The sequence below is a fragment of the Ruegeria sp. CH8 genome, assembly GCF_056536985.1.
On sequence record NZ_JBQFQR010000088.1, the window covers coordinates 1 to 553 of the forward strand.

The following is a 553-nucleotide window of genomic DNA, read 5'->3' on the forward strand; positions in this document are numbered from 1 at the left end:
CGGCGAAGGAATAGTCGCCTGCGTCGAGGCCCAGGGTCGCGGCCAGCTGTGCGTGGGCGGGGGAGATGCCGACCGACTGGGTGGAGACGACGCCGCCCGGTGCGGGGATGGTGTAGCCGGTGTCGGTGTCGAAGGAGCCCTTGATCGCGGCCAGTTCGGCGAAGGAGTAGACGCCGGGTGCGACGCCCAGGGTGCGCTCGAGTTGCGTGTTGGCGATGGCCGGGGCGGCGATGGCGGTGCTCAGGGCGGCGATGAGTGCGATGCGTGTCATGTGAGTAGTCCTTTGTGTGCGTTGCGATGCGTGTCGCGGTTGATGTGGCGGCCGTGTGCGGGCCGGTAGGGTCTGGATGGCCGGTTTGGCCGGGGTTTGCTTGAACACCCGTGCGGATGTCTTGCAGGATCGTGCTTGGCAGGTTGGAGTGTGTCCGTGCTGCCGATGGGATGGATTTGGACCTGCCGGGGGTGCAATGAAACGGCGATGATGCGGGGGGTATATGTGCGGAATTGCACATCACGAGGCGGTGAGGGGTATTTGTGCGCGCGGATTTGTGGT

Annotated in this window: 1 pseudogene; it reads right to left on the reverse strand. The window is 65.5% G+C overall.

What is annotated here, in order from left to right:
- A pseudogene (locus ACR0ER_RS25645) lies at nt 1-271 on the reverse strand (hypothetical protein); the annotation flags it as partial.
- Nucleotides 272-553: the final 282 nt, after the last annotated feature.